We start from the raw sequence: 22,726 nt of genomic DNA, 5'->3' as shown, positions 1-22,726 counted from the left end.
TTTAGGCCGCGACGACGACGCCCTTCTCGGAGAAGAGCTGCTGCAATTCGCCGGCCTGGAACATCTCGCGGACGATGTCGCAGCCGCCGATGAATTCGCCCTTTACATAGAGCTGCGGGATGGTCGGCCAGTTCGAGTATTCCTTGATGCCGTTACGCAGCTCGGCGGATTCGAGAACGTTGAGGCCCTTATAGCCGACACCGATATGGTCGAGGATCTGGACGACCTGGCCGGAGAAACCGCACTGCGGAAATTGCGGCGTCCCCTTCATGAACAGAACCACGTCGTTCGACTTCACTTCATTGTCGATGAATTCCGCGATGCTCATATCCGTGTCCTTCTGGGGCAGAGCCCTCACCAATTGCTTCGGGCCGGCTCAGCCGATTTAACCCGATACCTGCCTATATATGTAGCCCAAACCGTTGTGCATCCAAAGTAAAATGGCGGCGAACGGTCGCTGTCCCGGCCCTTGTCCCGGGCTTCTCCTGGCCTTCTCCTGGCCTCGGGCGGCCGGCCCCGGCAGCGCCGGTCCATTGCATGATGACACGAATATCATCGCCGGGGAGGACTTTCATACCGTAACGGAGCCCCTATCTAGGACGAACCTTGGTTTTGGAACCCGGCAACGCCAACAACGTTCTCTTGTCCTGTCTGGAGAAAAACGTGACGAAACCAGCCTCCGCTACGGCCGCCCCCGCGCTTTCGTCACCATCCTCCGACCAGGGCAGCCTCGCCCGGCGGCTGGAAGAGGCGTTTCTCGCGGTTCGCAACGAGACCGAAAACCGGGCCGCACCGCTGTCGCCCGAGGACCAGCAGATCCAATCCATGCCCGATGCGAGCCCTGCGAAATGGCACCGGGCCCACACCACCTGGTTCTGGGAGCAATTCTTGCTCGGCGAGCACGCTCCTGGCTACCGACCCTTTCACCCCGATTTCGCATTCCTGTTCAATTCCTATTACGTCAGTGCCGGCCCGCGTCATGCCCGCAACCATCGCGGCGACATCACCCGTCCCAGCGCGGACGAGGTCGGCGCCTATCGCAGACATGTCGATGCTGCCGTCGTCAAATTCTTTCGCGAAGCGAGCGATGACAAGCTCCTGGCCCTGGCGCCGCTGGTCGAGGTCGGGCTCAATCATGAGCAGCAGCATCAGGAATTGATGTTCACCGACATCCTGCACGCCTTCGCGCAGAATCCGGTCTATCCGGCCTACGATCCGGCCTGGCGCTTCCCGGCGGCGACGCGTACCGGCGACGACTGGCTGACGCTCAACGAAGGCATCCACACCGTCGGCCATGTCGATGACAGCTTCCATTTCGACAACGAGAAGCCCGCCCATCGCGCGCTCGTCGGCCCTGTCAAGGTCGCCCGCAATCTCGTCACCAATGGCGAATGGCTCGCCTTCATGCGCGACGGCGGTTACCGGACCGCAACGCTGTGGCTGATGGACGGCTTTGCCGCGGCCAGCAAGGAAGACTGGCAGGCCCCGGGTTATTGGCGCGAGGTCAACGGCGCATGGCAGGTGATGACGCTCGCGGGCCTCAAGCCGGTCGATCCCGACGCGCCGGTCTGCCATGTCAGCTATTACGAGGCGGATGCGTTCGCGCGCTGGGCCGGCAAGCATCTCCCGACCGAGATTGAATGGGAGGTCGCGGCCCGCACCAGGCAGCTCAATGACGCATTCGGCATCGTCTGGCAGTGGACCCGCAGCTCCTACTCGCCCTACCCCGGCTATCGCGCCATCGAAGGCGCGCTCGGCGAGTACAACGGCAAGTTCATGGTCAACCAATTGGTTCTGCGCGGCTCCTCGCTTGCAACTCCGGAGGACCACAGCCGTATCACTTATCGCAACTTCTTCTATCCGCACCACCGCTGGCAGTTCACGGGACTGCGGCTCGCCGACTACGACTAATTCTCATCCGACGACAAATGCGCGCCGGACAGCGCGTTCAGGAGAGTATCATGAATGTGCACGCCAGCGCTTTGGCCGAAGCCCATCTCCCCGACGAGCAGACCACCGCCTTCGCCCGTGAGGCCATCGAGGACCTCTCGCAGCAGCCGAAGAAGCTGTCGCCGAAATATTTCTACGATGCGACGGGATCGGAGCTGTTCGAGGCCATCACGCGCCTGCCGGAATATTACCCGACGCGCACCGAGCTATCGATCCTGAAGGAGCGCGGCAGCGAGATCGACAAGATCATTCCCGAACATGCGGCGCTGGTCGAGTTCGGGGCGGGCGCGACCACGAAGGTTCGCCTGCTGCTGGGCCACTGCAAGTTCGCGGCCTATGTACCCGTCGACATCTCCGGCGATTTCCTGGCGGCGCAGGCGAACGGCCTGAAGCGGGATTTCCCCTCGCTCGGCATCTATCCGGTCGCGGCCGATTTCACCACGCCGTTCGAACTGCCCAGGGCGGTCGCATCGATGCCCAAGGTCGGATTCTTCCCCGGCTCGACCATCGGCAATTTCGAGCCGCATGAGGCGCAGGCTTTCCTGAAGAGCGCCCGTGCGATTCTGGGCCGGGGTGCGCAGATGATCATCGGCGCCGACCTCGAGAAGGACGAGCGCGTGCTGCACGACGCCTATAACGATTCCGCCGGCGTCACTGCGCGCTTCAACCTCAATGTGCTGGTGCGGATCAACCGCGAGCTCGGCGGCAATTTCGACCTGTCCGCCTTCACCCATCGCGCGATCTACAATCGCGAGCGGCACCGCATCGAGATGCACCTGATCAGCAGGAAGAGCCAGACCGTGCGCCTGCTCGGCACCAGATTCTCGTTCAAGCCGGGCGAAAGCATCCATACCGAGAACAGCTACAAATACAGCATCGACCGCTTCGCCGCACTGGCGCAGGGCGCCGGCTGGCAGGTGCGTGAGAGCTGGACCGACGCGGCGAAGATGTTCTCGGTGCATGCGCTGGAGGTCGCGGAGTAATCCCCACCGCTTCCCGCTATTTGAGAGCATTTCCCTGCGGCGCATCCTTCGAGACGCCCGCTTTAGGCGGGCTCCTCAGGATGAGGGCGGAGCGTGCGGCAGCAGCGGTTTCAACGGGCACCAATGCCGATTAGCCTCATCCTGAGAAGACCGCGAAGCCGTCGTCTCGAAGGACGAGGCGTGCGCTCAGACCGCTCCAGAAGGCGATTTGCGATGCCGTTGGACCGGCGGCGGCTCAGCGCTCACCGGCCTCCTCGCTCTTCGATCCCAGCGACACCGACTCCCACACCGCCACCACGATCAAGATCACACTCGTCGCGACCGAGAGCCAGAGCGGCGAGAGGTCGGCCGCGAACCACCACAGCGCCAGCAACAGGATGATGCCGATGCCGTGCGAGAGCTGGAGGAAGCCGCGGATCGCATGCTTGAACAGGATGGTGCCGACCAGGAACACCAGGGGTCCGCCGATCGTGCTCACGATGGTGCGGAGATCGGAATGGCCGGTCGGATGCTTCAGCACCAGCTCGTCCGAGACCGCGGTCAGGATGATGCCGGCAACGATCGGCATGTGCAGATAGGTGTAGGCGAGCCGCGCCAGCCGGCCGGATTCGGTGGATTTCGAGATGCGCTCGGAGCCGGCCTCCGCGCCCTTGTGGAAATAGACCCACCACATCGCAATGCTGCCGACCAGCGCCGAGACGAAGGCCACGATATTCGCGGCCGTCCACTCCAGTTCGGCAAAGGTCGCGCCGTTGACCACGACGGCCTCGCCCAGCGCGATGATAACGAAGAGGGAGCACCGCTCGGCCATGTGGTTGCCTTCGACCGCCCAGGCCTCGACCGACGAGAAGCCCAGCTTCGGAATCCAGAAGCGCGCCGCCGGCGAGACATACTCCCAAGCGACCGCCGCGATCCACAGCCACAGCCGGGTCTCTCCCTCGGAAAGACCACCCGCGATCCACAACACCGCCGAGATCGAGAGCCACGTCAGGATGCGGATCGCGTTGTGCCGCACTGCCGTGCGATGGCGCGGGGTCGCGAACAGCCAGAACGCGGTGCGCCCGACCTGCATGGCTGCGTATGCGATGGCGAACCACAGGCCCCGCCCCTCGAAGGCGGTCGGGATGGTCGTCGACAGCACGAGGCCGCCGAGCATCATCAGGAAGATCAGGATGCGGACCGGCGTCAGATCCGGATTGAGCCAGTTGGTGACCCACGCGGTATAGACCCACACCCACCACACCGCGAGGAACAGCACCGTGACGTGCACTGCGCCAAGCGGCGTGAAATGGTGCAGCAGCGTGTGCGACACCTGCGTGACGGCAAAGACGAAGACGAGGTCGAAGAACAGCTCGGCGTTGGTGACGCGGCTGGGCTGGTTCGGCAGGATGACGCGAAACATCGCGCCGCGCGAATTCTCGGCAGCCATCGTCGTTCCCCGGCGCGTTCGGATCAGGCGCTCGTCAGGTCAGGTGCCCGGCACCCCGGTTTGCAGCGCCAGCGCATGCAGGACGCCGCCCATCTGGCCACGCAGGGACTGATAGACGATCTGGTGCTGCTGGACGCGGGACTTGCCGCGGAAGGATTCCGAGATCACGGTCGCGGCATAGTGATCGCCGTCGCCGGCGAGGTCACGGATGGTCACCTCGGCATCGGGGATCGCTGCCTTGATCATCGCCTCGATATCGTGGGCGTCCATGGGCATTCGGGTCTAGCTCCTTATCTCGGCTGCAAAGCAGCCTCGTCATCGAATCGCTCGCCGGGGTCCCCGGGGCCGGCGGGCCAAACTTAGCGTGAACAGCCTTCTACGTCACGCTTTCCGGCACTATATCCCTGATCGCATCGGGACAAAGGCACGACAAAGTGCCGCGCGCGGCAGATTGATCGGAAAGGCGTGAAATCATGAAGCTTCCAGGGCCGGACCACCCCATCACCATCACCAAAAACCCCCGGCGCGTCCGCGTCACGGCGGGCAACATCGTGATCGCCGAGACCAGCAAGGCGCTGACCCTGAAGGAGGCTAAATATCCGGCGGTGCAATATGTACCCCGCGATGACGCCAACATGGCGCTGCTGGAGCGCACCGACCGTATCACCCATTGCCCCTACAAGGGGGACGCGAGCTACTTCAGCGTCAAGGCCGACGGCGAGACGCTCGACAACGCGATCTGGACCTACGAGACGCCCTTCCCCGCCATGACCGAGATTACCGGCCATCTCGCCTTCTATCCGGACAAGGTGAAGATCGAGGAAGTGGGTTAGGTTCACGGCGTTCTGACGCCGGGGCGACCATCAGGTCGCCTCCCCTCACTCCCCACAGGGCACAAGATGCCGAAGGCCGCAAGACTGATCGGGGTCTCGTTGCTGGGACTGGCCGGCGTCGTCGTCGTGCTGGCCACAGCCGGGCTGGGTTTTCGCGCCTATCGCCAGCATCTTGCTGCCGAAACTCTCGCGATCCGCTCACCCAAGGGCGTGCAGGAGGGAGAGTTCGTCGACGTCGGCGGCATCAAGCAATGGATTCAAATCCGCGGCGAGGATCGGGATAACCCGGTCCTGCTGTTCGTCCACGGCGGGCCCGGAGGCTCTACCTTGGCGATCTCTTCGGGTTGGCGGCCTTGGGAAAAGCATTTCACCATCGTGCAATGGGACCAGCGCGGCGCCGGCCGGACCTATGGCGCCGCTGGAGACGCGCTCGCGCCAACCATGACACTCGAGCGGATGACGCAGGATGGCGTCGAGCTGGTCGAGTACCTGCGAACCCATCTGCACAAGGACAAGATTGTCCTGGTTGGGCATTCCTGGGGCTCGTTCCTGGGCATTCACATGGTGAAGCAGCGCCCGGATCTGTTTTATGCCTATGTCGGCACGGGACAAGTGGTCGGCAGGGTGACGTTCGAGAAGCAATTCGAGATCACGATCGCGCATCTGCAAGCGTTGGCGCAGTCCGCCGGTAACAGCGAGGCCCAGGCGGAATTGGGGCCAATCGTCGCGCGACCTCTGATCAATCCACAAAATCGACTGGTTGCGGACAAATGGAGCAGAGCGCTGGGGCTCCCCTCCATCGAGAGCGTCCAGTTGGCGGGTCCCATCCCGCCCCCGTTCATGCCGGATTTCTCGCTGCTGGACTGGTACAACTGGCGCAAAGGCATGGCCTTCTCAGCGAAATATCTACGCGGACGAGAGGGCCCCATGTTCAAGCGCGACGTCGCCTCGCTGGGGCTCGCGTTTCCGATCCCGGTAATCTTCATCGAGGGCGATGCGGACTACAACACACCGGCTGGGCCGGCCGAACAACTCTTCAATCAAATCACGGCCCCGCGTAAGGAATTTGTCTGGGTGCGCGGCGGGAGCCATTTCATTCCGTTCGATCGTCCCGACGAGTTCTTGGCGGCGCTGGTCACCCACGTGAGACCGCTCGCAGGCAATTGAGGGCCGGAGGCCCGCTACGCCCTGAAGATCGTCAGCCCCAGGATCAGCAGCACCAGGAAGATCACCACGAAGACGTAGAACAGGAAGCGGGCGATGTCGGCGGAGGCGGCCGAAATGCCGGTGAAGCCGAGCACGCCGGCCACGATCGAGACGAGTAGGAAAATCAGCGCCCATTTCAGGATCGTCATCACCGGCTCCGTCATTGGGCCGCTCCTCGCGGCCCTCGCGCCCTTTTTCGCGAACGCTAACCTCGATGAGCGGAACTGGTTCCTAACCGTGTCAGGCCTCAAGTAACGGTTGAAACGACCTTGCTGAATCCGGTTCCCGGGGGCACAGTCCAGCCGGGACAGGAGCGCGGGGCGACCATGACGACGATGTCACATACAGCGACGATCGGCCCGGAGGCGCATGCCGCGCCGAAGAGCAAGGCGCGCAATTTTGCGATTGATCGCGCCCGCACCTTCCTGACGCTGGTGGTGCTCCTGCATCACGCCGTCATTCCCTACACCTATTTCGGTCATACCGATCCGAAGTACTTCTTCGGCTTCGACATGATCGTGCTCGCCACCGACAGTTTCTTCATGGCGATGTTCTTTTTCCTGTCGGGCCTGTTCGCCTGGTCTGGTATCGCCCGGAAGGGGCCGCTGAACTATTTGCAGGATCGCCTGCTTCGGCTCGCGCTGCCCTTCGTGATCTGCGCGTTCACGGTCATTCCGCTCGCCTATTACGCCATCTCCCTGCGGCACCATCCCGAGATCGGCTTTTCAGAGTACTATTGGAATATGATCACAAAGGGCCCGTGGCCGAGCGGGCCGATCTGGTTTCTCTGGGTCTTGTTCGGCTTCGACCTGGTTGCCTGCCTGCTGCACCGGCTGTCGCCCAATCTGCTCGATCCGATCAACCGCCTCTCGCTGCACGGCCGCCGCCGGCCCGAGGTGTTCTTCGCGGTCATGCTCGCCGTCACGGCAGCGTTCTATGTTCCCGGGCTGATGCGTTATGGACCAAGCAACTGGTTCGAGTTCGGGCCGTTCTCGGTGCAGCACGGACGCGTGATGCTCTATGCGAGCTACTTCTTTTTCGGTGCCGGCATCGGCGTTGCGAACATGGATCGCGGATTGCTCGCGGCGGACGGCCGGATGGCCAAGGTCAGCTGGGACTGGATGGTCATGGCGATCGTTCCGTATTGCCTGTTGTGGACGCTGATCTTCATCAAGCGCGAAATACTGGGAAATCCGTCGCCGTTGCCGAACTGGTATGAGGGGCTCTATGCCCTCTGCTTCGCTGTCTTCAGCGTGGCCATCATGTTTCTGATCCTGGCCTTTTTCCAGAGGTTCAAGCAATCAGGTTCAGCCAAGCTACTCGATCCGATGCAGAGCGACGCGTACGGCATGTTCCTGGTGCACTATCCGATCGCACTTTGGCTGCAATACTGGCTGTTCGATTATGATCTGCCGGCGATCGTCAAGGCCACGATCGGGTTTGTACTGACAGTCGCGGCGAGCTGGGCGTTGACGCGAGCGTTGCGGCAGATCCCGGGCGCGACGAAGGTGCTTTGAGGAAGCGGCACCGGCCTCCACTCGTCATTGCGAGCGCAGCGAAGCAATCCAGCTCGCGTAGCCCGGATGAGCGTAGCGATATCCGGGACCCCTGCCCAACCAAGACCCGGATGTCGCTTCGCTCATCCGGGCTACGGGTCTGAGATTGCGGCGCGTCTTACGCCGCCTTCCCGCCCATATATTCCGGCAGCCAGCGCTCGAACGACTTGCGCAAGCTGTCGATCGTAACAGGTGCCTCGCCGGCGATCGCAATCGCATCGCCACCGGTGGTGCCGATCCGCACGCAGGGCACCTCGCAGCCGCGCATCTTGGCGAGCACGCGGCCGGCTTCGGTTTCCGGCACGGTGACGAGATAGCGCGCCTGATCCTCGCCGAACCAGTAGGCCTGCGAGACGAGCGACGTCGGCGCCGCCAGCAGCTTCGCGCCGATGCCGCTCGCGATCGCCATCTCGGCGAGCGCGATCAGCAGGCCGCCATCGGAGAGGTCGTGCACGGCGGTCGCGGTGCCCGCATGGATCATCCCGCGCACGCAATCGCCGTTGCGTTTCTCGGCCGCGAGATCGACCGGCGGCGGCGCGCCCTCCTCGCGGCCGCAGATGTCGCGAAGGTAGACGGACTGGCCGAGCCAGCCATGGGTCTCGCCGACCAGGAGGATCGCCTCGTCCTCGGCCTTGAAGGCGAGCGACGCCGACTTGGTGAAATCGTCGAGCAGGCCGACGCCGCCGATGGAGGGTGTGGGGAGGATCGCGCGGCCGTTGGTCTCGTTGTAGAGCGAGACGTTGCCTGAGACGACCGGGAAGTCGAGCGTGCGGCAGGCTTCCGAGATGCCGTTCAGGCAGCCGACGAACTGGCCCATGATCTCGGGACGCTCGGGGTTGCCGAAATTGAGATTGTCGGTGATCGCGAGCGGCTTGCCGCCGACCGCGGTGATGTTGCGCCAGGCTTCCGCCACCGCCTGCTTGCCGCCCTCGAACGGATCGGCCTCGCAATAGCGCGGCGTGACGTCGACGGTCAGCGCCAGGCCCTTCGGTCCGTCCTGCACGCGCACCACGGCGGCATCGCCGCCGGGACGCTGCATGGTGTTGCCGAGGATGACGTGGTCGTACTGCTCCCACACCCAGCGCTTAGAGCACATGTCGGGCGTGCCGATCAGCTTCTCCAGCGCAGCGCCGAGGCCCATCGGCGCGACCACGTCGCGCGCGTGCACAACCGGCAGCGCGGCGGACGGGACATGCGGGCGATCATACACAGGCGCCTCGTCGCCGAGCTCCTTGATCGGAAGGTCAGCCATCACGTCGCCGCCGTGCTTGACGACGAAGCGCTTGCTCGGCGTGGTGTAGCCGACAATCGCAAAATCGAGCCCCCACTTCGTGAAGATCTCCTCGGCTTCCTTTTCCTTCTCGGGCTTGAGCACCATGAGCATGCGCTCCTGGCTCTCCGAGAGCATCATCTCGTAGGCGCTCATGCCGGTCTCGCGGGTCGGCACCGCGTCGAGATCGAGGTCGACGCCGAGATCGCCCTTGGCGCCCATCTCGACCGCCGAGCAGGTCAGCCCCGCCGCGCCCATGTCCTGGATCGCGATGACGCAGCCCTTCTCCATGATCTCGAGGCAGGCTTCCAGCAGCAGCTTTTCGGCAAAGGGATCGCCGACCTGCACGGTCGGGCGCTTCTCCTCGGACTTGTCGTCGAATTCGGCCGAGGCCATCGAGGCGCCGTGGATGCCGTCGCGCCCGGTCTTGGAGCCGAGATAGACGATCGGCATGTTCACGCCGGAGGCGGCCGCATAGAAGATCTTGTCGGCGTCGGCGAGGCCCACGGCCATGGCGTTGACGAGGATGTTGCCGTCATAGCGGGTGTGGAAGCGCACCTGGCCGCCGACAGTCGGCACGCCGAAGGAATTGCCGTAGCCGCCGACGCCGGCGACGACGCCGGAGACGAGGTGCCGCGTCTTGGCATGCTCGGGCGCACCGAAGCTCAGCGCGTTCAGGCACGCGATCGGCCGGGCGCCCATGGTGAAGACGTCGCGCAAGATGCCGCCGACGCCGGTGGTCGCGCCCTGGTAGGGCTCGATGTAGCTCGGGTGGTTGTGGCTCTCCATCTTGAAGACCACGGCCTGGCCGTCGCCGATGTCGATCACGCCGGCATTCTCGCCGGGGCCCTGGATCACCCAGGGGGCCTTGGTCGGCAGGCCGCGCAGATGGATGCGCGAGGACTTGTACGAGCAATGCTCGTTCCACATCGCCGAGAAGATGCCGAGCTCGGTGAAGGTCGGCTCCCGCCCGATCAGCTTCAGGATGCGCTCATACTCGTCGGGCTTGAGCCCGTGGGCGGCAACCAGTTCGGGGGTGATCTTGGGTTCATTCTTCATGGATTCGGGGCTTTCGGCGGCGTTTGGCCGTTCTTAGGAACATCGGGGGCCTTGGAAAAGCCCTTTATGGCGCATTTTCCCGCTGTCCCACGTTTTGCGCCGGAGGCCCCGCGGGAACGGGAATTGCACGGCGCTGACGGATCGGATTTAAGGGCAAAGCACCCGTAATTGAAGGCCCATTTCCTTGCACGAATTGACCAAAATGGCCGCTTCCCCCCGCCCCGAGATGCATGTCGCCACCGAGGGCGAATTTGCGGGCTGGCAGACCTGGATCCGCGACAGCTTTGAGAACCATATCGGCCCCTTCTGGCACCGCCTGGAGGCGGATGGCAACGTCCGCTGCGCCTTCCGGGTCGAAAAGAAGCACCTGAACGGCTCGGGGAACGTCCATGGCGGCTGCTTCATGGCCTTCGCCGATTACAGCCTGTTCGCGATCGGCCGCCATGCCCTGAACGGCAAAGGCGTGACCGTCAATTTCGGCTGCGAATTCCTCGACGCGGGACATGAGGGCGAGCTGATCGAGTGCACCGGCGAGGTTACCCGCGCCGGCAAGTCGCTGATCTTCCTGCGCGGGCAGATGACCGCCGGTGAGCGCCTTCTGTTCACCTTCTCCGGGACGATCAAGCGGGCGAAGTGGAAGTCGCTCCCTCAGCCAAACGCATAGCTCGGCGCCTTCCCTTTTGCCGCCCTCTCGCCCAGACTTGCGGCAAGCGCGTTCGCGCCGGGGAGCAGAATCAAGGTGCCGCAGAGCACATCGCCAAGGAGCCGCACAGCGGCCTCCGTCGCATCGCCGCCACCATCCATGCCCGCCACCGGCGCGCGCAACTGGCGCGACTATGCGCTGCTGTTCGCCCTCGCCTGCTGCTGGAGCTCGACTTATCCGCTGGCCAAGCTGGCGCTGGACACGATCCCGCCCATCACCTTCATCTCGGCGCGCTCGCTGATCGCCGCCGCCTTCCTGTTCGCGATCCTGTGGATGCGCGGCACCAAAATTCCCACCGACGCGAAAGCCTGGAAGCTGTTCGCGACCCAGCAGCTGATCAACTCGACCTTCCCGTTCCTGATCATCACCTGGTCGCAGCAATATGTGCCGGCCTCGAACACGGTGGTGCTGGCCTCGACCACGCCGATCTTCGCCTTCCTCATCACCTCGCTGATCACCCGGCACGAGCCGGCGACGCTGCTGAAGCTCGCGGGAGCTATCCTCGGCCTTGCCGGCACCGTCGCCATCGTCGGCCTCGATGCGCTGCGCGGCTTCGAGAGCGAGATCGTGGCGGAGATCGCGATCCTGCTCGCCACCATCTCCTTTGCCTGCGCGACGATCTTCGGCCTCAGGTTGTCCGAGTACGACCCGATGGTCGTGGCGGCCGGCTCGCTGCTGTTCGGCGGTCTCGTCTTGCTGCCGCCCTCGCTGATCATCGACCAGCCCTGGACGCTGCATCCGACGCCGACGGCGATCGTCGCCACCATCGTCATGGGCATCGTCTCCAGTGCATTGGGCCTGATGCTGTTCTATGTCTGCCTCGGCCGGCTCGGCACGCTGACCACCAACGCGCAAGGGTACTTGCGCATCCCGATCGGCGTCGGCTTGTCGGTGCTGCTGCTCGGCGAAAGCGTGCCGTCGAATCTGGCGCTGGGTCTATTGCTGGTGATGGCTGGCGTCGCCGCGATGACGGTGCCGGCGGAGAAGCTGAAGCTGCGCTGACGCAGCGCAACGCTGCGATGGCGCGGCGGCTACTGCTTGGCGTCGTCCGCCAGCATCTTCCGGTATTTCTCGACGTCGCGCGTCACGAGCTGCTGCAGCAGCTCCGGCGTATGCTCGTTGTCATCGGGGGCGACGGTGGAGAGGTCGGCAAAACGCTTCTTCACCGCGTCGGTCTCGACCGCGGTGCGCGCCGCTGCGTTCAGCTTGGCGATCACGGCCGGCGGCGTGCCCTTCGGCGCGAACAGGCCGTTCCAGCCCTGCGCCTCGAACTCCGGCAGGCCGGCTTCAGCCGACGTCGGCAGCTCCGGCAGCGTCGCAAGCCGCACGGTCGAGCCGACCACGAGACCCCTCACCAGCTTCTCGTTGATCGACTGCGAGACGGAAGCGGCGGCATCGCAGACGCCGTCGATCTGGCTGCCGACGGCGTCGGTGAGCGCGGGGGCTGCGCCGCGATAGCCGACCAGCGTCGCATCGACCCCGGCGGCGGTGACGAAGCTCTTGCAGATCAGATAGTTCGACGAGCCGACGCCGGCATGGCCGAGATTGATCTTGCCCGGATTGGCCTTGGCATAGGCGATGAACTCTTTCAGGTCCTTGGCCGGAAAATCCTTGCGCACGGCGATGATGCCGAACGTCTTCGCCACCATCGCGATCGGCACGAAGGAATCAGGCGTGAACGGCAGTTTTGGATAGATCGTGTAGGTCGCGGCATTGGTGCCGGCATTGCCGATCGCAATGGTGTAGCCGTCAGGCTCGGCGCGGGAGGCGCGCGCCAGAGCGGTCGAGCCGCCGGCGCCCGCAACGTTCTCGATCACGATGGTCTGACCGAGCGCGATGCCCATCTGCTCGGCAACGGTGCGCGCGATCACGTCCGAGGTGCCGCCGGCCGCGAACGGCACGATCATGGTGATCGGACGCTTGGGATAGTCCTGCGCGAATGCGCCTGTTGCGAACGCCAGCGCCGCGATCGCGGCGAGAGCACGCTTCACCACGAACGGGATCACGCGGCGTTTTCCAGATGCTGGGCGAGGCCGGCGAACAGGCCGCGGCCGTCGGTGCAACCCATGATGTCTTCGACGTGGTTTTCCGGATGCGGCATCATGCCGAGCACGTTGCCCTTGTCGTTGACGATGCCGGCGATCGAATGCGCCGCGCCGTTGATGTTGGCGGCCTCGTCGACCACGCCCTCGGCGGAGCAGTAGCGATAGAGCACCCGCCCCTCGCCTTCGAGCCGCTTGATGGTTTCTTCGTCCGCCTCGTAATTGCCCTCGCCATGGGCGACCGGCACGCGGATCACCTGGCCGGCATTGTAACCGCGGGTGAACGGGGTATCGGAGCGCTCGACGCGCAGATGCACGTCGCGGCAGATGAATTTCAGCCGCGCATTGCGCATCAACACGCCCGGCAGGAGGCCGGATTCGCAGAGGATCTGAAAGCCGTTGCAGACGCCGAGCACGAGCCCGCCCTTGGCCGCATAATCGCGCACCGCATCCATCACCGGCGCTCGCGCGGCGATTGCGCCGCAACGAAGGTAATCGCCGTAGGAGAAGCCGCCGGGCACGACCACGAGATCGGTGCCTGACGGCAGCGACGTCTCGGCGTGCCAGACCATCGCCGGCTCGCTGCCGGAGATCAGCCTCAATGCGCGCGCCATGTCGCGCTCACGGTTGATTCCGGGAAAGACGAGGATGGCGGCTTTCATGGCAGAGGTTCCGACGGTGATGGGAATCGGGCTGGCCAAAGGGCCAATTCGTCAGGAGACATAGCCATTTGACGGGGATTTTACCAGTGCTAGCCTCGCCAGGCGGCCTTGTACACAGGCCATAGCCACGGCACTTTTGCCCTTCGATCCGGGATTGAAGCCATGAACGTCCCGTCGCGGCCCGCATCCCCCTCCGAGCCGGTATCCACCGAGGGCATCGTCGCTGCCGGCGCCTATGTCGACGGAAGGCGCGTCGCCAACATCGCCATCAGTGAAGCCTCGAGTTGGCGGGCCAAGCCCGGCCACGTGGTCTGGATCGGGCTGCATGAGCCGGACATGGCGCTGCTCGGCGCGGTGCAGAAGCAGTTCGACCTGCACGACCTCGCGATCGAGGATGCCAACCACGCCCATCAGCGGCCGAAGATCGAGCAATATGGCGAGGCCCTGTTCATCGTGGCGCGCACCGCGCAACTGGTCGAGAGCCGCATCGCCTTCGGCGAGACCCACATCTTCGTCGGCGACGGCTATCTGGTCTCGGTGCGCCACGGCGCCTCGACGTCCTACACGCCGGTGCGCGAACGCTGCGAAAGCTGCCCGCGGGCGCTCGCCCGCGGTGAGGACTACATCCTCTATGCCATCCTCGATTTCATCGTCGACAATTACTCGCCCGTGCTCGAGAGCATCCAACAGGAGGTCGAGGGCATCGAAGATGACGTGCTCGCCCACGCGATCACCAGGGCGCAGATCGAGCGGCTCTACATGCTGCGCCGTGACCTGCTGCGGCTCCGCAACGCGATCGGACCGCTGGTGGAAGTCTGCCGCCGGCTCGAGCACGACGAGCTGTCGATGGTGCGCGCGACGATGCAGCCGCTGTTCCGCGACGTCACCGATCACGTCAGGAACATCCAGGAGCGCATCGATTCCATGCGCGAAGTGCTGGCCTTCGCTTTTGAAGCGAGCCTCCTGGTCGGACAGGCGCAGGAGACGGCGGTCTCAAAGAAGCTCGCCTCGTGGCTGGCGATCATCGCCATCCCCACTGCGCTTGCCGGCATCTACGGCATGAACTTCAAGCACATGCCGGAGCTGGAGTGGGAGTACGGCTACTACATGCTGCTCGGCGTGATGCTGGCGGCGTGCGGCGCGCTTTACTGGCGTTTTCGGCGGGTGGGATGGTTGTGAGCGAGGTGCCTCGTAGCCCGGATGGAGCGCAGCGCAATCCGGGACAGTCTCTCCGCGGCGCGAGGCCCCGGATTTCGCTTCGCTCCATCCGGGCTACGGCTGCTGTTACGCCGGCCCGATGTCATTGAGCAGGCGCGCCGTTGAGTTCAAGCCTCCGCTCGATACGATCGAGCCTGCCCTCATGCCTCACCAGCGTGGCATGGACGCCGGCGATTTCCTGAAAAACACTCGTGACATCCTGGCGAGCCGCGTTTTGGGATGTCCGCAACGCCAGTATTTCCTGCTTCATTTCGTCGATTTTGCCATCGACCTGCGCTAGCCGCGCCTGGATCGACCTCGACACCTCGAACATTAGCTCGGGCGTCACATCGGACATTTCGCCTACCCTTATGCCTTCATCTCGATAGCATAATTCTCGATCACGGTGTTCGCCAGCAGCTTGTCGGCGGCGTCCTTCAGCGCCGCTTCCGCCTTGGCCTTGTCGGCGCCGGCGAGCTCGATGTCGAACACCTTGCCCTGGCGGACGCTGGCAACGCCGTCGACGCCGAGCGACTTCAGCGCGCCTTCAATGGCCTTTCCTTGCGGATCGAGGATGCCCGTCTTCAGGGTAACGGTGACACGTGCCTTCACGTCGATAATCCCTCTTAGCTCTTCACCAGCACCGGGCCGGAGCCCGCCGGACGCTCGTTCTCCATGAGGATGCCGAGGCGTTTTGCAACTTCGGTATAGGCCTCGAGCAGGCCGCCGAGGTCGCGGCGGAAACGGTCCTTGTCGAGCTTCTCGTTCGACTTGATGTCCCACAGACGGCAGCTATCGGGAGAGATCTCGTCGGCGACGATGATCCGCATCATCTCGTTCTCGAACAGGCGGCCGCATTCCATCTTGAAATCGACGAGACGGATGCCGATGCCGAGGAAGAGGCCGGTGAGGAAGTCGTTGACACGGATGGCGAGCGCCATGATGTCGTCGATCTCCTGCGGCGTCGCCCAGCCGAAGGCGGTGATGTGCTCTTCCGACACCATGGGGTCGTTGAGCTGGTCGTTCTTGTAATAGAATTCGATGATCGAGCGCGGCAGCTGCGTGCCCTCCTCGATGCCGAGACGCTGCGACAGCGAGCCGGCGGCGACATTCCGCACCACCACTTCCAGCGGCACGATCTCGACCTCGCGAATCAACTGCTCGCGCATGTTGAGGCGGCGGATGAAATGGGTCGGCACCCCGATGTCGTTGAGGTGCTGAAACAGGTACTCCGAGATCCGGTTGTTGAGGACGCCCTTGCCCTCGATCACCTGATGCTTTTTCGCATTGAACGCGGTGGCGTCGTCCTTGAAGTGCTGGATCAGGGTACCGGGCTCCGGGCCTTCGTAGAGAACCTTTGCCTTGCCTTCATAAATGCGACGCCGACGGCTCATTGGGATGTACCGTGTTTTGTTGAAATCCATGAATTTGGTGTGCTCCGGTTGACTAGGATTACGACCCACAGCGGAGCTGCCGTGAACGGCCCGGAACCCATCCATAACCCAAGGAAACACCATGGAAACAGAACGGGAACCAAGCCTTTAGGCAACCTATCCGATTGGCTGTCCGAGCACAATCGATCCGGCCGTCCGGCTCCAACTTATACCGTCTTGCCTGCGGCTTAACGGCTCGTTGTTTTGCCGATTCGTGCTCCTTATCTAGGCATGCGCCGGGGCTCCCGCAACGAGGGCCGCCGGGTCCAGTCAGCAGGGAATTGGAAAAGGCATGAACGAGATCAACAAGCGCGAGGAAGGCTTCGAGAAGAAATTCGCCCTCGACGAGGAGCAGAAATTCAAGGCGGAGGCCCGCCGCAACCGTCTGCTCGGGCTGTGGGCGGCCGAAAAGCTCGGCATATCGGGCGATGCCGCCACCGCCTACGCCAAGGAGGTCGTCGCGGCCGATTTCGAGGAAGCCGGCGATGCCGACGTCCTGCGCAAGGTCATGGCCGATTTCGCCGCCAAGAGCGTCGCGGTTACCGAACAGGCGATTCGCGCCAAGATGAGCGAGCTGCTCGCGGTCGCGGCCGCCGAGGTGAAGGCAGGGAAATAATACGTTCAGCCCCGACGCCGGCGCGCAACGACCTTGCGCGTCGGCGGTCTTTTTCGGGCGCCCCGGCTGGTCGAGACGTCGCGCGTGGCGTAGTCGCGGCGGATGGTTTCCAGCAGGCGCTGAGCGGCGGCACTCAGGAAGCCGCCGCGACGACTGACCAGCACGATGTGCTGGTCCGCGGCGAGATCGCCGACGGCGATCGTCGAGATCGCTCCCGCATGCAGCTCCTCCGCCACGTGGCTCTGCGCCAATAGCGCGAGGCCGAAGCCCGCCTCCACGAGCCGCTTCTGTGCGGTGAGGCTGTCCACCGCCGTCCACTCCACGTCCCCGAGGCCTTGCGTCAGGAACAGCGCGAACACGTGAGCCGCTGCGATCTCGCGGCGGCCGCGCGTTTCCGGGAACGCGATCCAGCGCTCGCCGCGAAGCTCGGCAAGCTGCTTCACGCGCTTGCCGGCGAGCGGATGATCGGACGCGCAGACCACCTGCAACGGCTCGCTCAGCACCAGCTCACAGGCGAGATCGCCGGCGCGATCGGTATTGTAGCGCAGGCCGATCGTCGCCTCGCCGCGCCGGATGAGATCGCTGACCTCCGCGCTGGTCGCGGTCCGCAAGCCGAGCGCGACGGCGGGATTTTCCGCGGCAAATCGCTTCATGATGCCCGACAGGCGGCCGTCGGCGAGCGTGCCGGTCACGGCCAGCGAAACCGGCCCCGAATTCTGCTTGGTCAGCGCGCGTATCGCCTGTTCGGCGTCCTGCGCCGCCGCGACGGCGCGCTCGGCATAGGGGATCAGCACGCGCCCGGCATCGCTGAGCCGCGTGCGGCCCGCGATCCTCTCGAACAGAGGCACGCCGAGCTCCTGCTCCAGCAGCGCAATGCGGCGCGAAATCGCCGGCTGCGAGCGATGCAGGAATTTCGCGGCGTTCGAGATGCCGCCGCGCCGGTGCACCACCAGGAACGTGTTCAGCGCGTCGCTGTCCATGCCGGACCTCATGCAAAAAGCTGATGATATAGAGAAAAATAACAAATTTGTCTGATGGGCGAAACCATCCTATCGCTGCTGCGCGACAAGAGACCGACAGGAGCCCCCATGCGCACCCAGGCCGACAAGGCAGCACGATTTCGCGAACTGCATCAGCGCCCCGGCGCCTTCATCATCCCGAACCCCTGGGATGCCGGCACCGCAAAACTGCTGGCGTCGATGGGGTTCGAAGCGCTGGCGACGACGAGCCTTGGCCTTGCCAACACCCTCGGCAGCACGACGGTCAGCCTCGATGCCATCCTTGAAAACTGCCGGATCATCGCCGAGGCGACCGATCTTCCCGTCAATGCCGACCTCGAAAACTGTGGCGCCGACGATCCGAAGACCGCGGCAAGGGCCATCACGCGCGCGGCGGAGGCCGGCTGCGTCGGCGGCTCGATCGAGGATTTTACCGGCGATCCGCGCAAGCCGATCTACGATTTCCAGCTCGCGGTCGAACGCGTGCAGGCCGCGGTCGAGGCGGCACGCGCGCTCCCCTTCCCATTCACGCTGACGGCCCGCGCCGAGAACCTGCTGAAGGGCACCAACGATCTCGACGACACGATCCGGCGGTTGCAGGCCTTCGAGGCCGCCGGCGCCGACGTACTGTATTCGCCGGGGGTCCACGACATCGAGACCATCCGCACCGTGGCCTCGTCGGTCAAAAACCCCTTCAACCTGGTGATGGGCTTTGCCGATCCGACGCTGACTATCGAGCAGATTGCCGCCGCCGGCGTCAAGCGCATCAGCGTGGGCGGAGCCATGGCCCGCGTTGCGCTGGCTGCTTTCCTGAAGAGCGCGCGCGAGATGAAGGAGAACGGCTCCTTCACCTATGTTCGCGAGATGGCACCGATCAAGGAGCTGCGCGACGCCTTCGCGTCGGTCAGCCTTCCTTGAAGCCGTATTCCGGCACGTTGCCGCTGGCGCCGTAATATTTGTACGGCAGGAACTTGCCGCTCATGGTGATCTTGACGCGGTCGCCCTTCGGGTTGGCGACCCGCTCGATCCCCATGTCGAAGTCGATCGCCGACATGATGCCGTCGCCGAACTCTTCCTCGATCAGCGCCTTCCAGGCCGGGCCGTTCACCATCACCATCTCGTAGAAGCGGTAGATCAAGGGATCGGTCGGCGGCATCGGCGTGCCGGTGCCGCGCATCGGCACCTCGTTGAGCATCGCCGTCTCGGCCTTCGAGAGGCCGAACAGCTCGCCGGCGTTGGCGGCCTGCGGTTTCGTCAGCTTCATCTGGCCCATGATCGCGCCGACGATCAAGACCTCGGAATAGCCGCCGATCTTCTCGCAGATATGTTTCCAGCTCCAGCCCTTCTCGCGCTTGATATCGAGCAGCTTCTCGGTGAGGTCTTCGCGTTTCATGTCAGGGTCTCCTCGCTAGGCGGTCAATCCGGGATTTGTCCCGGGTGTCCAGGTCTGTCGTTGCTCTTCGCCGCTGGACGCGATGGTCAGTCCGGGCTTGCCGATGCGCACCACCGGTACGTTGCGCGGATCGTGATCCGGCTTTTCAGTGGCGAAAGTCTTGCTGCGCGTCACCAGAAAATCGATGATGTGGTTGCGCAGCGCGTAATAGAGCGGATGGCGGTGCAGGTCGGTACGGCCGCGATCCCTGGGCAGCGGATTCTCGACGACCTCGGCCAGCACCGCGCCGGGACCGTTGGTCATCAGGAAAATCTTGTCGGCGAGATAGATCGCCTCGTCGACGTCGTGCGTGATCATGAACGCGGTCTGCCCGGTCTCCAGGCAAATGCGCCGCACCTCATCTTGCAGCGTGCCGCGCGTCAGCGCGTCCAGCGCCGAGAACGGCTCGTCCATCAGCATCATCTTCGGCGTGATCGACAGCGCGCGCGCAATGCCGACGCGCTGCTTCATGCCGCCCGACAATTCTGACGGCCGCTTGTGCTCGGAGCCCGTGAGCCCGACGAGATCGATGAATTTCTGCGCGTGCGCCTTGACCTTGGCGCGGTCCCAATTGCGCCATTTCGAGCTCACGGCATAGGCGACGTTGCCGAGCACGGTGCGCCAGGGCAAGAGCGCATGGCTCTGGAAGATCACGGCGCGGTCGAGGCTGGTGCCCGAGATCGCCTGCCCGTCGACGATGACCGCGCCCTCGCTCGGCGCATCGAGGCCGGCGAGGATATTGAGCACCGTGGTCTTGCCGCAGCCGGAATGGCCGATCACGCAACAAAACTCGCCGCGCGCCATCGAGAGCCAGAGGTTCTCGAAGATGGTGGTCGTCGCGCCGCTTCCACCCGGATAGCGCTTGGCGATGCCTTCGATGGAGATGAATTTATCGGTCATCGTCCCTACTCCGGAAAGGTGACCATGCGCGTGAAGCGCGCGAGGATCTGGTCGAGCAGCATGCCGACGATCCCGATCAAGAGGATCGCGATGATCACGTTGGTGATCGAGAGGTTGTTCCACTCGTTCCAAACGAAGTAGCCGATACCGGTACCGCCGACGAGCATCTCGGCCGCGACGATCACGAGCCAGGCGATCCCGATCGAGATGCGCATGCCGGTCAGGATCGTCGGCGCCGCTGCGGGGAGGATCACGGTGAAGGCACGCCTGATGGTGCCGACCTCCAGCGTGCGCGCGACGTTGATCCATTCCTTGCGCACGCTCGCGACGCCAAACACGGTGTTGAGCAGCATCGGCCAGATCGAGCAGATGAAGATGACGAAGATGGCGGAGACCGAAGAGTCCTTGATGGTGTAGAGTGCCAGCGGCATCCAGGCCAGCGGCGAGATCGGCTTCAAGACCTGGATGAACGGATCGAGCGCCTTGCTCAGCAGCGGCGACATGCCGATGAGAAAGCCGAGCGGGATCGCGACAAGCACGGCGAGCAGATAGCCGGTGCCGACGCGTCCGATGGAATAGGCGAGCTGGATGCCGAGCCCCTTGTCATTGGGCCCGTTGTCGTAGAACGGCCGCTTGAGGTGCTCCCACAGCTTGGCGCCGACATCGAGCGGCCCGGGCATGGCGGATTTGCCCTGCGTGGCGGTGAGACCCATCAGCTTGGCGTATTCCGGACTCATCGTCGCCACCGGCGCGGTGGAGCGCGTGGCGAGATGCCAGATGCCGAGGAAGGCGGCGAGCAAGGCGATGGAGACGAGGCCGGCGCGGAGGCGAAGGGAGGCATTCATCGCGAAAACCCTCTCCCCACGTCGTCCCGGCGAAGGCCGGGACCCATAACCACAGGGAGAAGTTTGGCGAAGACTCGTCGTTCGGTACCGCTACCTTCCGCAGCCGATAGATCACGCGGTATGGGTCCCGGCGTCCGCCGGGACGACAATGGAGAGAGAGACTTGCTCACGACTGCTTCCTGATCTTGAAGCTCGCGACGTAATCCTCCGGCTTGGTCGGATCAAACGTCTTCCCCATCACCGCGAACGATTTGTAGCTGCTCGCCGGCGGCGACAGGCCCATCTCGGTCATCAGCTTCTTGGTGTCGGTCGCCAGATAGACCTGCTCGGCCACCGCCTTGTAGTCGACATCGCCCTTGATCTGGCCCCAGCGTTTCATCTGGGTCAGCATCCACACCGCGAAGGACTGCCAGGGGAACGGATCGAAATCGACGCGCTTGGCATCGGTCTTCACACCGCCGAGGCCGTCGGCATAGGTGCCGGTGAGGACCTGCTCCAGCACCGTCACCGGCGCGTTGATGTAGTTGGCAGGCGCGATCGCTTCCGCGATCTGCTTGCGGTTCTCCGCCTTCGACGCATAGGCGGTCGCATCGACGATGGCGCGCGTCAGCGCGGCAAAGCTGTTCGGCGCGGTCGTGATGAACTCGCGGCTCGCGGCGAAGCTGCAGCAGGGATGGCCGTCCCAGATCTCCTTGGAGAGCAGATGCATGAAGCCGACGCCGTCATAGATCGCGCGCTGGCAGATATTGTCCGGCGCGAGGAAGCCGTCGATGTTGTCGGCGCGCAAGTTCGCGACCATCTCCGGCGGCGGCACCGAGCGCAGCTGCACGTCGGTGTCGGGGTCGAGGCCGTGCTCCGCCAGATAGTAGCGCAGCAGGTAATTGTGCATGGAATAATCGAACGGGATCGCGAACTTCAGGCCCTTCCAGTCCTTCGGATCGCGCTTGTCCTTGTGCTTGGTCGCGAGCACGATGCCCTGCCCGTTGATGTTCTCGATTGCGGGCACCGCGAAGGGGATGGCGTTGGCACCGAGGCCGAGCGAGATCGCGATCGGCATCGGCGCCAGCATGTGCGCGGCGTCGTATTCCTTGTTGATGGTCTTGTCGCGGATCACCGCCCAGCCGGCGGTCTTCACCACTTCGACGTTGAGGCCGTGCTTGGCATAGAAGCCCATCGGCGCCGCCATGATGATGGGCGTCGCGCAGGTGATCGGGATGAAGCCGACCTTGAGATCCTTCTTCTCGGGCGCACCGGTTTGCGCAAACACTTCGGTCGCCGTCTTGAGCGGGAAGAATTGCGAGAGTGCCGCGAGCGCAGTCGATGCGCCGACCGATTTCAGGAAGGCGCGCCGCGCCACATCCTGCGGAAACATCGCGCGCATCACCGCGGAGGCGACAACGCCCTCGTAGCGCTTCTCCTCGCTCTCGGCGGGCTCGCAGCGCAGCGCCGTGGCCTGCTCATGCTCGGCCGCGGATTGGTGCTGGCCACAGGCACAGCCGGCTCGAAGGTTGCGATCGGGATCAAACGGATTGTCGAACGTGGACATCGGCCCTCCTGCGCGTCATTACGAGGAGGAATTACGCAAGGAGCATGCCACGGCCTTCAGACCAGC

Annotated in this window: 25 protein-coding genes; 10 read left to right on the top strand and 15 right to left on the bottom strand. The window is 64.0% G+C overall.

Annotated elements, in window-relative coordinates:
- Window position 1: 1 nt before the first annotated feature.
- The gene (gene grxD / locus JQ592_RS15860) at window positions 2-328 is read right to left on the bottom strand and encodes a Grx4 family monothiol glutaredoxin (RefSeq protein WP_018647423.1); all 327 of its coding nucleotides are present in this window, start codon (window positions 326-328) and stop codon (window positions 2-4) included.
- Between the two features lie 284 nt (window positions 329-612).
- On the opposite strand from grxD, the gene egtB reads away from it, so the two are divergent.
- Together egtB and egtD are read left to right on the top strand one after the other, a co-directional pair.
- On the top strand, window positions 613-1,911 hold the full coding sequence (egtB, locus tag JQ592_RS15855; RefSeq protein ID WP_211403928.1) for an ergothioneine biosynthesis protein EgtB: 1,299 nt from the start codon (window positions 613-615) through the stop codon (window positions 1,909-1,911).
- 50 nt (window positions 1,912-1,961) lie between these two features.
- The gene (gene egtD, locus JQ592_RS15850) at window positions 1,962-2,933 is read left to right on the top strand and encodes an L-histidine N(alpha)-methyltransferase (protein ID WP_211403762.1); all 972 of its coding nucleotides are present in this window, start codon (window positions 1,962-1,964) and stop codon (window positions 2,931-2,933) included.
- A 235-nt stretch (window positions 2,934-3,168) separates the two neighbouring features.
- Here the strand turns inward: egtD and JQ592_RS15845 are convergent, their stop codons facing one another.
- Window positions 3,169-4,362 (bottom strand): low temperature requirement protein A, encoded by a 1,194-nt coding sequence (locus tag JQ592_RS15845; RefSeq protein WP_211403761.1) that lies wholly within the window; start codon window positions 4,360-4,362, stop codon window positions 3,169-3,171.
- A 39-nt stretch (window positions 4,363-4,401) separates the two neighbouring features.
- Window positions 4,402-4,638, bottom strand: coding sequence for a BolA family protein (locus JQ592_RS15840; RefSeq protein ID WP_011088461.1), 237 nt, complete (start codon window positions 4,636-4,638; stop codon window positions 4,402-4,404).
- A gap of 197 nt (window positions 4,639-4,835) precedes the next feature.
- On the opposite strand from JQ592_RS15840, the gene JQ592_RS15835 reads away from it, so the two are divergent.
- A complete protein-coding gene (locus JQ592_RS15835) occupies window positions 4,836-5,195 on the top strand; it encodes a DUF427 domain-containing protein (RefSeq protein ID WP_211403760.1) in 360 nt (119 codons plus the stop codon).
- Window positions 5,196-5,261: 66 nt separating this feature from the next.
- Window positions 5,262-6,362 (top strand): alpha/beta fold hydrolase, encoded by a 1,101-nt coding sequence (locus JQ592_RS15830; protein ID WP_246820431.1) that lies wholly within the window; start codon window positions 5,262-5,264, stop codon window positions 6,360-6,362.
- Window positions 6,363-6,376: 14 nt separating this feature from the next.
- On the opposite strand, the gene JQ592_RS15825 is transcribed toward JQ592_RS15830, so the two are convergent.
- Window positions 6,377-6,550 (bottom strand): DUF1328 domain-containing protein, encoded by a 174-nt coding sequence (locus JQ592_RS15825; protein ID WP_007612121.1) that lies wholly within the window; start codon window positions 6,548-6,550, stop codon window positions 6,377-6,379.
- A 177-nt stretch (window positions 6,551-6,727) separates the two neighbouring features.
- On the opposite strand from JQ592_RS15825, the gene JQ592_RS15820 reads away from it, so the two are divergent.
- Complete coding sequence (locus JQ592_RS15820; protein WP_211403759.1) at window positions 6,728-7,918, top strand: acyltransferase family protein; 1,191 nt, start codon at window positions 6,728-6,730, stop codon at window positions 7,916-7,918.
- Between the two features lie 157 nt (window positions 7,919-8,075).
- On the opposite strand, the gene purL is transcribed toward JQ592_RS15820, so the two are convergent.
- The gene (purL, locus tag JQ592_RS15815; protein WP_211403758.1) at window positions 8,076-10,286 is read right to left on the bottom strand and encodes a phosphoribosylformylglycinamidine synthase subunit PurL; all 2,211 of its coding nucleotides are present in this window, start codon (window positions 10,284-10,286) and stop codon (window positions 8,076-8,078) included.
- A 184-nt stretch (window positions 10,287-10,470) separates the two neighbouring features.
- On the opposite strand from purL, the gene JQ592_RS15810 reads away from it, so the two are divergent.
- Window positions 10,471-10,950 (top strand): PaaI family thioesterase, encoded by a 480-nt coding sequence (locus tag JQ592_RS15810; RefSeq protein ID WP_211403757.1) that lies wholly within the window; start codon window positions 10,471-10,473, stop codon window positions 10,948-10,950.
- Between the two features lie 75 nt (window positions 10,951-11,025).
- The gene (locus JQ592_RS15805) at window positions 11,026-11,991 is read left to right on the top strand and encodes a DMT family transporter (RefSeq protein ID WP_211403756.1); all 966 of its coding nucleotides are present in this window, start codon (window positions 11,026-11,028) and stop codon (window positions 11,989-11,991) included.
- Window positions 11,992-12,020: 29 nt separating this feature from the next.
- Here JQ592_RS15805 and JQ592_RS15800 read toward each other — a convergent pair whose 3' ends face one another.
- Complete coding sequence (locus JQ592_RS15800; RefSeq protein ID WP_211403755.1) at window positions 12,021-12,995, bottom strand: tripartite tricarboxylate transporter substrate binding protein BugD; 975 nt, start codon at window positions 12,993-12,995, stop codon at window positions 12,021-12,023.
- On the bottom strand, window positions 12,992-13,693 hold the full coding sequence (gene purQ / locus JQ592_RS15795; RefSeq protein ID WP_211403754.1) for a phosphoribosylformylglycinamidine synthase subunit PurQ: 702 nt from the start codon (window positions 13,691-13,693) through the stop codon (window positions 12,992-12,994). The genes JQ592_RS15800 and purQ overlap by 4 nt, the downstream gene beginning before the upstream one ends.
- A gap of 162 nt (window positions 13,694-13,855) precedes the next feature.
- Here purQ and JQ592_RS15790 point away from each other — a divergent pair, with 162 nt between their 5' ends.
- Window positions 13,856-14,872: a magnesium and cobalt transport protein CorA gene (locus JQ592_RS15790; protein ID WP_211403753.1), complete on the top strand. Its 1,017-nt coding sequence runs from the start codon at window positions 13,856-13,858 to the stop codon at window positions 14,870-14,872.
- 121 nt (window positions 14,873-14,993) lie between these two features.
- Here JQ592_RS15790 and JQ592_RS15785 read toward each other — a convergent pair whose 3' ends face one another.
- Genes JQ592_RS15785 through purC form a run of 3 tightly spaced genes read right to left on the bottom strand, consistent with a single transcriptional unit; the run spans window position 14,994 to window position 16,284 of the window.
- The gene (locus tag JQ592_RS15785) at window positions 14,994-15,248 is read right to left on the bottom strand and encodes a hypothetical protein (RefSeq protein ID WP_211403752.1); all 255 of its coding nucleotides are present in this window, start codon (window positions 15,246-15,248) and stop codon (window positions 14,994-14,996) included.
- A gap of 11 nt (window positions 15,249-15,259) precedes the next feature.
- The gene (purS, locus tag JQ592_RS15780) at window positions 15,260-15,502 is read right to left on the bottom strand and encodes a phosphoribosylformylglycinamidine synthase subunit PurS (RefSeq protein ID WP_128950927.1); all 243 of its coding nucleotides are present in this window, start codon (window positions 15,500-15,502) and stop codon (window positions 15,260-15,262) included.
- 14 nt (window positions 15,503-15,516) lie between these two features.
- The gene (gene purC, locus JQ592_RS15775) at window positions 15,517-16,284 is read right to left on the bottom strand and encodes a phosphoribosylaminoimidazolesuccinocarboxamide synthase (protein WP_008974302.1); all 768 of its coding nucleotides are present in this window, start codon (window positions 16,282-16,284) and stop codon (window positions 15,517-15,519) included.
- A 331-nt stretch (window positions 16,285-16,615) separates the two neighbouring features.
- Here purC and JQ592_RS15770 point away from each other — a divergent pair, with 331 nt between their 5' ends.
- Window positions 16,616-16,939, top strand: a complete 324-nt coding sequence (locus tag JQ592_RS15770; protein WP_211403751.1) for a DUF1476 domain-containing protein — start codon at window positions 16,616-16,618, stop codon at window positions 16,937-16,939.
- A 5-nt stretch (window positions 16,940-16,944) separates the two neighbouring features.
- Here JQ592_RS15770 and JQ592_RS15765 read toward each other — a convergent pair whose 3' ends face one another.
- On the bottom strand, window positions 16,945-17,919 hold the full coding sequence (locus tag JQ592_RS15765; protein ID WP_211403750.1) for a LysR family transcriptional regulator: 975 nt from the start codon (window positions 17,917-17,919) through the stop codon (window positions 16,945-16,947).
- 108 nt (window positions 17,920-18,027) lie between these two features.
- Between JQ592_RS15765 and JQ592_RS15760 the strand changes: the two genes are divergently transcribed.
- Window positions 18,028-18,855 carry an isocitrate lyase/PEP mutase family protein gene (locus JQ592_RS15760; RefSeq protein ID WP_211403749.1) on the top strand — a complete coding sequence of 276 codons (828 nt, stop codon included), beginning with the start codon at window positions 18,028-18,030 and terminating at the stop codon, window positions 18,853-18,855.
- Here JQ592_RS15760 and cynS read toward each other — a convergent pair.
- From cynS to JQ592_RS15740, 4 genes are all read right to left on the bottom strand, one after another.
- Window positions 18,842-19,330 (bottom strand): cyanase, encoded by a 489-nt coding sequence (gene cynS, locus JQ592_RS15755; protein ID WP_211403748.1) that lies wholly within the window; start codon window positions 19,328-19,330, stop codon window positions 18,842-18,844. The genes JQ592_RS15760 and cynS overlap by 14 nt on opposite strands.
- Window positions 19,331-19,345: 15 nt before the next feature.
- Window positions 19,346-20,269: an ABC transporter ATP-binding protein gene (locus tag JQ592_RS15750; RefSeq protein ID WP_211403747.1), complete on the bottom strand. Its 924-nt coding sequence runs from the start codon at window positions 20,267-20,269 to the stop codon at window positions 19,346-19,348.
- A gap of 5 nt (window positions 20,270-20,274) precedes the next feature.
- A complete protein-coding gene (ntrB, locus tag JQ592_RS15745; protein WP_211403746.1) occupies window positions 20,275-21,114 on the bottom strand; it encodes a nitrate ABC transporter permease in 840 nt (279 codons plus the stop codon).
- A gap of 166 nt (window positions 21,115-21,280) precedes the next feature.
- On the bottom strand, window positions 21,281-22,660 hold the full coding sequence (locus tag JQ592_RS15740) for a CmpA/NrtA family ABC transporter substrate-binding protein (protein ID WP_211403745.1): 1,380 nt from the start codon (window positions 22,658-22,660) through the stop codon (window positions 21,281-21,283).
- Between the last annotated feature and the right edge of the window lie 66 nt (window positions 22,661-22,726).

The sequence above is a fragment of the Bradyrhizobium iriomotense genome, assembly GCF_018129405.1.
In the GTDB taxonomy this organism is placed as follows: domain Bacteria; phylum Pseudomonadota; class Alphaproteobacteria; order Rhizobiales; family Xanthobacteraceae; genus Bradyrhizobium; species Bradyrhizobium iriomotense_B.
Note: the sequence above shows the minus strand (reverse complement) of the source record. Positions and strands in the feature narration are given on the sequence as shown.

Bases quoted from the DNA above. Each gene is read 5' to 3' on its own strand.
- JQ592_RS15750 (WP_211403747.1), bottom strand. From the start codon at position 20,269: ATGACCGATAAATTCATCTCCATCGAAGGCATCGCCAAGCGCTATCCG.
- JQ592_RS15760 (WP_211403749.1), top strand. From the start codon at position 18,028: ATGCGCACCCAGGCCGACAAGGCAGCACGATTTCGCGAACTGCATCAG.
- egtD (WP_211403762.1), top strand. From the start codon at position 1,962: ATGAATGTGCACGCCAGCGCTTTGGCCGAAGCCCATCTCCCCGACGAG.
- JQ592_RS15770 (WP_211403751.1), top strand. From the start codon at position 16,616: ATGAACGAGATCAACAAGCGCGAGGAAGGCTTCGAGAAGAAATTCGCC.
- cynS (WP_211403748.1), bottom strand. From the start codon at position 19,330: ATGAAACGCGAAGACCTCACCGAGAAGCTGCTCGATATCAAGCGCGAG.
- JQ592_RS15845 (WP_211403761.1), bottom strand. From the start codon at position 4,362: ATGGCTGCCGAGAATTCGCGCGGCGCGATGTTTCGCGTCATCCTGCCG.
- JQ592_RS15820 (WP_211403759.1), top strand. From the start codon at position 6,728: ATGACGACGATGTCACATACAGCGACGATCGGCCCGGAGGCGCATGCC.
- JQ592_RS15830 (WP_246820431.1), top strand. From the start codon at position 5,262: ATGCCGAAGGCCGCAAGACTGATCGGGGTCTCGTTGCTGGGACTGGCC.
- JQ592_RS15790 (WP_211403753.1), top strand. From the start codon at position 13,856: ATGAACGTCCCGTCGCGGCCCGCATCCCCCTCCGAGCCGGTATCCACC.
- ntrB (WP_211403746.1), bottom strand. From the start codon at position 21,114: ATGAATGCCTCCCTTCGCCTCCGCGCCGGCCTCGTCTCCATCGCCTTG.
- JQ592_RS15835 (WP_211403760.1), top strand. From the start codon at position 4,836: ATGAAGCTTCCAGGGCCGGACCACCCCATCACCATCACCAAAAACCCC.
- JQ592_RS15740 (WP_211403745.1), bottom strand. From the start codon at position 22,660: ATGTCCACGTTCGACAATCCGTTTGATCCCGATCGCAACCTTCGAGCC.
- purC (WP_008974302.1), bottom strand. From the start codon at position 16,284: ATGAGCCGTCGGCGTCGCATTTATGAAGGCAAGGCAAAGGTTCTCTAC.
- grxD (WP_018647423.1), bottom strand. From the start codon at position 328: ATGAGCATCGCGGAATTCATCGACAATGAAGTGAAGTCGAACGACGTG.
- JQ592_RS15785 (WP_211403752.1), bottom strand. From the start codon at position 15,248: ATGTCCGATGTGACGCCCGAGCTAATGTTCGAGGTGTCGAGGTCGATC.
- JQ592_RS15765 (WP_211403750.1), bottom strand. From the start codon at position 17,919: ATGGACAGCGACGCGCTGAACACGTTCCTGGTGGTGCACCGGCGCGGC.
- purQ (WP_211403754.1), bottom strand. From the start codon at position 13,693: ATGAAAGCCGCCATCCTCGTCTTTCCCGGAATCAACCGTGAGCGCGAC.
- JQ592_RS15825 (WP_007612121.1), bottom strand. From the start codon at position 6,550: ATGACGATCCTGAAATGGGCGCTGATTTTCCTACTCGTCTCGATCGTG.
- JQ592_RS15840 (WP_011088461.1), bottom strand. From the start codon at position 4,638: ATGCCCATGGACGCCCACGATATCGAGGCGATGATCAAGGCAGCGATC.
- purL (WP_211403758.1), bottom strand. From the start codon at position 10,286: ATGAAGAATGAACCCAAGATCACCCCCGAACTGGTTGCCGCCCACGGG.